14 protein-coding genes are annotated in these 8,234 nt (G+C 39.2%); 11 read left to right on the top strand and 3 right to left on the bottom strand.

Translation table 11 applies throughout. The features are described from left to right. From KO531_RS19115 to KO531_RS19165, 11 genes are all read left to right on the top strand, one after another. Complete coding sequence (locus tag KO531_RS19115; protein ID WP_219251992.1) at positions 1-909, top strand: Imm49 family immunity protein; 909 nt, start codon at positions 1-3, stop codon at positions 907-909. 125 nt (positions 910-1,034) lie between these two features. After that, the gene (locus KO531_RS19120) at positions 1,035-1,379 is read left to right on the top strand and encodes a hypothetical protein (protein WP_219251993.1); all 345 of its coding nucleotides are present in this window, start codon (positions 1,035-1,037) and stop codon (positions 1,377-1,379) included. A gap of 430 nt (positions 1,380-1,809) precedes the next feature. Next, positions 1,810-2,136 (top strand): hypothetical protein, encoded by a 327-nt coding sequence (locus tag KO531_RS19125; protein WP_219251994.1) that lies wholly within the window; start codon positions 1,810-1,812, stop codon positions 2,134-2,136. 78 nt (positions 2,137-2,214) lie between these two features. Next, positions 2,215-2,562: a hypothetical protein gene (locus KO531_RS19130; RefSeq protein WP_168826720.1), complete on the top strand. Its 348-nt coding sequence runs from the start codon at positions 2,215-2,217 to the stop codon at positions 2,560-2,562. 8 nt (positions 2,563-2,570) lie between these two features. Beyond that, positions 2,571-2,924 (top strand): hypothetical protein, encoded by a 354-nt coding sequence (locus KO531_RS19135; protein WP_219251995.1) that lies wholly within the window; start codon positions 2,571-2,573, stop codon positions 2,922-2,924. 531 nt (positions 2,925-3,455) lie between these two features. After that, positions 3,456-3,656, top strand: a complete 201-nt coding sequence (locus tag KO531_RS19140) for a hypothetical protein (protein WP_219251996.1) — start codon at positions 3,456-3,458, stop codon at positions 3,654-3,656. Further along, a complete protein-coding gene (locus tag KO531_RS19145) occupies positions 3,649-3,978 on the top strand; it encodes a hypothetical protein (protein ID WP_219251997.1) in 330 nt (109 codons plus the stop codon). Before KO531_RS19140 ends, KO531_RS19145 begins: the two co-directional genes overlap by 8 nt. 15 nt (positions 3,979-3,993) lie before the next feature. After that, positions 3,994-4,305, top strand: a complete 312-nt coding sequence (locus KO531_RS19150; protein WP_219251998.1) for a hypothetical protein — start codon at positions 3,994-3,996, stop codon at positions 4,303-4,305. Between the two features lie 31 nt (positions 4,306-4,336). Continuing rightward, complete coding sequence (locus tag KO531_RS19155; protein WP_219251999.1) at positions 4,337-4,654, top strand: hypothetical protein; 318 nt, start codon at positions 4,337-4,339, stop codon at positions 4,652-4,654. 90 nt (positions 4,655-4,744) lie between these two features. Next, entirely contained in the window at positions 4,745-5,071 is a 327-nt protein-coding gene (locus KO531_RS19160) for a hypothetical protein (RefSeq protein WP_219252000.1), read from the top strand. A gap of 340 nt (positions 5,072-5,411) precedes the next feature. Continuing rightward, positions 5,412-5,768 (top strand): hypothetical protein, encoded by a 357-nt coding sequence (locus tag KO531_RS19165; protein WP_219252001.1) that lies wholly within the window; start codon positions 5,412-5,414, stop codon positions 5,766-5,768. A 7-nt stretch (positions 5,769-5,775) separates the two neighbouring features. Here the strand turns inward: KO531_RS19165 and KO531_RS19170 are convergent, their stop codons facing one another. From KO531_RS19170 to KO531_RS19180, 3 genes are all read right to left on the bottom strand, one after another. Beyond that, on the bottom strand, positions 5,776-6,336 hold the full coding sequence (locus tag KO531_RS19170; RefSeq protein ID WP_219252002.1) for a hypothetical protein: 561 nt from the start codon (positions 6,334-6,336) through the stop codon (positions 5,776-5,778). Between the two features lie 219 nt (positions 6,337-6,555). Beyond that, positions 6,556-7,638 carry a DUF1566 domain-containing protein gene (locus KO531_RS19175; protein ID WP_219252003.1) on the bottom strand — a complete coding sequence of 361 codons (1,083 nt, stop codon included), beginning with the start codon at positions 7,636-7,638 and terminating at the stop codon, positions 6,556-6,558. Positions 7,639-7,690: 52 nt separating this feature from the next. Continuing rightward, a partial coding sequence (locus tag KO531_RS19180; protein WP_219252004.1) for a hypothetical protein occupies positions 7,691-8,234 on the bottom strand: 544 nt, incomplete at its 5' end.

Here is an 8,234-nt window from a genome sequence, read left to right on the forward strand (position 1 = left end):
ATGCAATCAGTCGATTTATCCCGTCCGCTACCCTTTCACCTAGAAAGGCTCAAGGGCCATGCATGGGTTTATCAGGAACGTTTGGAAAGTCTGGATTGGATCATGAATATGATCCGTACCGAATCCAGAACGATGGACTTATTGAGTATCAGTAATCGTCATCTCGCTCTTGCATCAGAGGCGCTGCATGGCGCCGCAGCTCCGGCTCGCGCCTTCGAGCATCTGCAGCAGATGCATTATCTGGGCATTAAGGGCTATAAACGTAAGCTGATGGCCGATGGCGATACCCTCAGTGTCAAGATCCCCGCAGACACCTTAGTGCTGAAACCACTGCCAGCAGATAACCGATTTTTATCCTATGCAGACTGGACTATCTATTTTTGGAGTGCGGTACTGCATGATCAGTACCAAGATATGACCTATTTGGTCAGCATCAAGGAGGCCGATAACTTTAATTGGGAGCTGGATCCGCCATCCCATATGATGAGTGATATTTTGGCCGGTTTCTTCCGTGTGAAAGCGGTCGATGTGGCAGCGTTGATCCAAGATTTCGTTAGCGCCACTGAGTTTGGTAAGATATCGACGGCATCTTACGATCATGTGGCGAATGTCACGCTGCCAACCATTGACGTCATGTTGAAAATCTTTGGCGGTGCCGAAGAAGTCCAATATCGGCAGGCCATGTACCTAGCGCTACAATCCCACGATAAATTTTATAGCCTGCCACGTATGGCGGGCAAAGTAGTTGGGAATATTTCCTTGCCGCTTAGCGCGTTAGCAAAGTTAGCCTACCGTAAGTTTGGTTATACCTTAGGCTTCTACAGCGACTATATCCCAGAATATATTTATCAAATTGAGGATCAAGCGATCAGCTTTGAACCTCTAGGGCCACTGGAACCGATCAATTGAGTTGATGAGTCAACAAACGTGTTTATTGACTCATATTTCAGTTGCTTAGCGGGTCAAGTTGGATGCATTTCTAGAAATAAATTTCAATTTTTAGAAATGCTAAAAGCAATATTAAGGTTATTTAAATGAGTAAGTATATATTCACAGTGTTGATATTAGTGTTTTGTCAGGTAAATGAATCAAACGCTGCATTTAGCTGTGAGGCAGATATTCAACGGGTTCTTGTCTATAGTGATGGTTCTGTAAATATTCTTCATTCTGGCAGCGGTAAGTATACTTATATTTGTAATACCAAAGGAAACTTTAAAGGCGTAGATACTGTAACATGCTCACTCTGGGCAGGAATGTTGCAATCTATACAGAATAATAATAAGAAAGCAGTGTTCTATTATAATGGTAATGGAACTTGTGCAACTTTGCCGACATATAGTAGTGCACCTGCGCCAGTCTATATAGGTTCAATAAAGTGATATGAATATAAAATATAAATTGTACATTATGGTCTTTATCATGCAGTGTTCTGTGTTTATCTCTGGGGCTGCATGTGCTAGCAATATTTGGTGTGCTGGAAAAGTAACTAACGCCTATATTGATAGCAACAAAAATGTAATCCTGAAAGGGAGTTGGCGAAATGAATATACACGGATTTGCAGTACTGATGGTAGTAATGGTGTCGATACTATCACTTGTAGCCTATGGTTTTCGATTATAACAACCTCTATGGTGCATGATAAAGAAGTTATCCTGATGTATTCCGATCAAAATAGCACTTTAAATTGCTCGAATATCCCTACTTATTCAAGTTCACCTCGCCCAAGTTATGTTATGTTGAAGAAATGAATTTTTAGTCACTTATTTTCTCTGTCATTATTTTAATCAATATGGCCTTAAGGTGGGGTTATGAACTCTAGATTAGCATGTTTTTTATTTTTAATTATTACTTTATGTTTATCATCGTCAAACGCAGAAGCTAATAGATACCGGCCCCCAAAAACATTAATCGAATGGTCTTTAAGCTTGAATAATGGTGTCGCTTATATTTCATCTCCACAGTTTGCTGAAAATTGCCTTTATGGTCGTGGACAAATAAATATGGATGGAACGGAATTTAATAAGTCTATGTATGCTTACGCGATGTCTGCTAAGGCAAGAGGATTGAAACTAAGGTATGTTGTAGATAACTCTCAAAGTATCTGCATCATCACAGGACTTGAAGAAGTAAGTTGATGCCATTTTAATATGCAACTTAATTAAGTCGGTTAGCGATTTAAGTATTTTAATGTTGACTAGTTTACGGAGTGGACTATGAATAGTCATTTGTTTTTAAATTCGTTCAGATTTCTCGTGTTTTCTTTAACGCTCTTACCCTTTAGCACTATTGCATGGGATGGAATGGTTTATGGTAAAGTTAAAGCAATCCATGTAACAGGTCATAATAATTATGATTTTAGAATTGAGCTGGAAGACTCGCCAAAGCTTTGCGGAAATGAACATCAATGGGCCTATGTAAATCAATCTGATAGTAATTATCAAACTTATTCTTCTGTTTTGATAGCTGCTAATCTAGCCGGTAAGAACATTACTATTTATACAAATCAAGAAAAGGTTTCAGGTAATAATTATTGTCATATTGGCTATGTAGTGCTTAGTTAAGGGGTTCTATGAAATATTTATTTGTACTCTGTTTGTGTATGTTTACTGTACATGCTTGTGCTGCATGGGTTAATACAACAGGCAAGATAACTAGTATTGTCAATTATGCCCATCGGGATACCATTTTAGTCGCATTGAGTGATAATGGTATGGCTGTTTCACAGTGTAGTGATAGAACTACTTTTGCTGTAGGCGATAAATACACTCCAGAACGTCGCGCAAGAATGTATGCGATGCTGCTCGCCGCTCAAGCATCTGAGCGTAGTATTACTATATCCTATAACGATGTTGGAAATTGCGAGCCCTGGGATAGCAATCCAGATGCTTTCCGACTTATCACTCGTTTAACATTAAAAAGTTAATAATGGATTTTTATATAATGAAATATACTCTTCTTTTAATTTTTTGTTTCTCACCATGTTGTTGGGCTAATAGCTCATTTACTGCCGACTCAATCAATAGACTAGTTGTTCATGACTTTGGCCAGCATATTTTAGTCTATTTCCCCAGCGATGTGACAAATACTGAGCAATGCACAAGTAACAATGGTGTTGCCTTGAAAAAAGAACATCCACTTTTTAATGAAATGTATGCAGCATTGCTATCTACATTTCATGTGAATGGACGATTATCTGGTTGGGTTAATGGTTGCGAGCCAATTTTTAAAATACCGATATTGACTCGGATAGATCTAACTAAGTGATCTAATCTCTATTGGTGTGAGAGTCAAATCTCACTTGTATAATTTAATTGCTTTTTGAGGTTGTATTGAAAAGGATTTTGTTTCAATTTCAAATGTGTATTTTAGTTGGAATTTCAAGTGAGGTATCTGCAAGAACAGATTGTCAGGTTGCAAAAATATTGAACATTCAGCTAGAATGTGAAAAAAAATCATGTATTTTCAAGAGGGTGCTCCATGGCGTACGCTTGGGTATGTGAATAAAAATGACGGTACAAAGGAAAGGTATGCTGCACTTCTTACCGCACAAATGGCCGGGGAAAAAGTCGTCGTAGGATATAAAGAAAATGGATATGACTGTAATGTGACTAATTACGGTGTGCCAGCTTTTATTGTGAGAACATTTAATGAATAATCTTCTAAAAGTATTTTTATTAGGCTTAGCTTGTATTCCTTATGCTGTTAAAGGTGAGGAAGTGTGGAGTTCGGAAACAAAGATTAAGATATTGTACCCCACGTCAGGGGCGTTGATTTTCATGACTGACTATCGCCATAATTTAAGTCAATGTGATAATGGCACAAGATTTATGCTCGACTCTACTGCTGCGGATTATTCTGTACTTGCTTCAATATTAATTGCCGCATTTATGGCCGATAAACCTATTAGGTTTAATTTCAATCTTTCGCAGAATCCTACTTGCAGTCCAATAGTCAATAGATTTATGGTTTTTAAATAAATTTAGGTGTTCAATATGCGCACATTTTTTACGCTTACTCTTGCTTACTTCTTATGTTTTAATTGTACAGCAGCAGGGGTTACACCTGCTGTTGTTCCTAAAAATTTGCATATCTATAATGTTCAAGGTTCTACTTATGTTGATATAGTTGCACATGATTGTTCTGGTTCTAGATATCATTTAAATCCTAACCATCCTAAATATGATGCGATATTTTCCATGTTATTATCAGCTCAGTTAGCAGAGAGGAAAGTGATGGTGAAGTTTGACGATTGCATTAATGGAAGTAATCCCCAGGGAGAAATTATTGGTGTTTACTTACCCTAGGTTGTTGAAGTATTTGAAAAGTGGTGCTTTTATGAAATTGTTCTTAACATTTCTTATGTTGTTTAGTTTCAATATTTATTCAGCTGAGTATGCTGCGAAAATTACTCAGATCAACTTGTACAGCAGTAATTGGACTCATGATACATGGAAAGGGTCATTGATTTTTAAATTACAGACCATGCCATCTGGTGTGTCTCATTTTACGGTGAAGAGAGATGATATTGCATTGTCTAGCTTTTTATCATTGTTACTGGCAGCGAAAAAAACCGATACTACTGTTAATGTTGTTTATGACGCTGCTGTAGATGCCAATGGCTTTGCAACTACTTTAGCGATATTTGAACCTTAGCTGATAAAATGATTGTCTAGTCGTGTCCAAAAACAGACTTTTATAGTTTTCGACGTAATTTTAAATGTATGTAGCTATGGAGGGAGTTAGATGAAAATAGTCACGTCTATCGTGTTATTTATATGTTCCGTGTCTTCGGCGTTTGCAGGTGGTCAAACTGGTCTAATTACGCAAATCAATGTCAGAACGGATGGGTTACATTGGGTTGTTTTATCCGGGGAACGTGGGGAGATGCCAGCTTGTACTCAAGGTCACTATAAGTATTGGATGATAAAAGACGAAAACGCTACCTACGGGAAAAGCCAATTTAGTATGCTATTAGCAGCTTATCTCTCAGGTAAACCGGTGACAATTATTGGTACTGGAAACTGCAGTCGATGGGGAGATGGTGAAGATATAGGCACACTGCTACTATAGAGTTGAGTTGTTATATCTCATATTGTTAGCTTCATTTGCTTAACTTTATGATTTTATTTTTATCGTTAAGCTGTTGCTCTAATCGATACTTTTTTGTTCTTTTTACTCTAAATATAGTTATCTGATTAATTTTGCTGTTTCTTCCACGATTTGGTAATGCGTCATGTTGCCGAATATACCGCACTCATCTTTATATTGTTGATTATTAATATAAATTTGATGTTGGCATCAGCGTTATGCTATAGCATATATTGACTGGGGACCTGTTAGCTAAGGAGTGCTAAAAATACAATATTATGTTAATGGTTATAGAGTTACATTGTTATAATTTGAGGGTCGTATGAAATTTAAAAAAAGATTACTATTAAGTTTGTTGTCTCTATTTGTTTGTAATGTTTGGGCTGGTAGTTTCACCGCATTTGCTATTCCTACTCGCATTGATATCGACCGCGGAAATGGGCTGATGGTTTTCGGCGCGTTTGGTAATCCCGGTGAATGCACTGTTGGTGATAGAATATACATTAATATTAATCATCCTCAGTATCAGCAGATTTATGCTGCTATATTGGCTGCTTTTGCCAGTGGCAAAAAAATTCAAGCCTATTCGCACGAATGTAGGCCTGCTACTTGGTATTCTGTTGAGGCCGTAACATATAACCACGTAGAGCCTTATTCTGCGGTGAATTTGATGAATTAACTCTAAGCTAATTCTGACTGCTATGTTCATTTGTAGCAATATTCTCCCAAAAGCCTTTACAAGTGGATAGCATCAAACCCTTAGTTATCATAGGATTTGTCTTAAGTTGGTTTAAGTTAGCGGTTTTCCCCAACGCTCTTTGGCCATATTCAAAGGTGTTATCCTGTCCATTTTGACTTAGACTACCTGAAATAGTGGCAAAGAAACCGTTATCTCTTGGCACTATTGCATAGCTTTCTATTGTTACTCGACTTATATTAGTCTTGGAGTTGGTTTGTGACTCTTGTTTCATGCAGGTGAGTAGAAGTGTTTGGCTATTTATACCGGTAGATATCAACCCCTCTTCAAGTTCTTTCGCTATGCCTTCATCTATCGCTACTCCGATTGCAATACCTACAATCCCTATGGTTGACATCATTGCAGCACTGTTCCCTTTATACAAAAGACGCGCTTCTTTAGATATTTCAACTTTAGCTGGTGCAACTAGTTCTTGGCTTGCGCAACCATTCAAGGTTGCGGCAAAAAATACAGTAACAATGATTGGTTTACATGGAATAAGCTTGAACATTTATTTCCTCTTTGGTTTGTATGGCTTCGACTAGGATAATACTTTTTCAAGCTATTTTTATGGTTTTTTTACAAAATTACATTTTCTAGTTATAAAAGTATTTTAGATACTGCACTCTGAAACCTTAAAAATATAAAGACATGCTTGAAAAGCAACTAATTTATTAATAGGTATTACGGCGGAATAAGCCGTAATAGCTACTGAGTTGAATGAAAACCGTTACTTTTGTTTTCCTCTCACCATCCGGACGTATAGATAAAGGACAGGTCCATTCCAGCGTCCATGACCATCATAGAATTGGATAAGCCACTTGCCACCAAACTGGCTATTATCGCTGGCAGTAGATGTCCAATAGCCAGCATAGTCAGGTGTCTGTGGAAATGCTGATTGCGCTAATGTCGGGCTTTTATAGTTACCTTCACACACATTATCGTTTGGTTTCCAATAACTTGGTTTGCCTGAAGAACAATAAATCAGTGAACTTAATTCCTCTTTTGTGGGTAAGCGCCAGTCGGTGTGGTTACCATCAGAGATAGACATTCCCATGGCATATGGCCAGATAAAAGTAGTAGGACTGCCTTTACAGCTACCGTCTTGCCAAGTCTGTCCTACGCTACAGCGCATCCACATGAGTTTGGTTTGCGTGTCGGTGATGGTGCCATTGCCGTTATCGATGTACCGCTCAGCAAGTGTACCATCGCCAATTTTGGTAAACGTGGCATTGATTTGGCAATCTGATGTCACTGTGCCTGTGGTGTACTCATTGTTATTGAGCGTACCGTTACAGCCTGTGACGGATTCAATTTGATAGCCGATGTTCGTTGAGAGGTTAAAGCTGGCGTGGGTGTTGTAACTGACATCAATACTCTCGGGACTGATTTTGCCTCCGGTTGTTGCTTGCGTGGTGATTTTGTACGTGCTGAGTTTGAAAGATACGGTGACTGCACACTGGGCATTTATGACCGCTGTTGTATAGCTGTTTTGGGTTAATGCGCCACCGCAACCACTGATATCATCGATTTGATAGCCGGTATCGGGTGTCACAGTGAAGGTCGTTGCATGACCGGATTCAACCATGTTGATTGCTGGGCTGATTTTCCCGCCAAGGCTTGCCGTCGCTGGGATGCTGTAGACCGTTGGGGTGACTTGTCCGTTGTCATTGTTGCTGTCACCTTCCGAGCCGCCACAGCCAGCGAGTAATGTTGTTGTAAGTATGCTTAAAAGCAGTGTGTTTGCCTTTGCTGGCGGTGTCTTTATCGACGTTATGGCGAGTTTGATGCTTGCGTGAATGCACTTATTCATAGGTGTTCCCTGTTATGTTGTCCTGATTAAAGCAGGCTGTTGGTCGTGTTGATTACTTCGTTACTTGATTGAGGAGGATGTTTTCGGGGGTGAATATTTCGCCGATAGCCTTGTTGAGTGAGTTACTGTAGATGTCATCTAGGGCATTGTTGGCGGTGATATACGGGGTGTACTCTTTACCTTCTCTCAATGACAGTTGCCACCTTGCGGTATTCACTTCAAAGGTATCGTCGAGATTGATGAGGAACTGAATCGTCAATGATGCGCGTGTGACCTGAGAGATAAAGGCTTCATCGACTTTTCCGGTTACCGCTTCAGAGGCTTTTTGACCCACTTGCTTGAAGTGTTTCAGCTTCATATTGCAGGTATAGACAACTGTGGTAATGCCATTGCTGGCTTGTTGCTCGTCCCAAGCCGTGTTGGCGCAAGGCGACCATTTATCAAACGCCTGACCTATGTTGGTTTGCTTGTAGTCTTCGAGGAACCCCTCTTTTACATAGATAATATTTAATGGTTCACCGAAACGAATGCCGAGAATGATTAAGACGATAAGTAATGCAACAAACGTAACAACCGCAGAGGCTATGATACCTAAC

Origin of the sequence: Shewanella sp. NKUCC06_TVS (genome assembly GCF_019345515.1) — a bacterium.
Classification (GTDB): Bacteria; Pseudomonadota; Gammaproteobacteria; order Enterobacterales; family Shewanellaceae; genus Shewanella; species Shewanella oncorhynchi.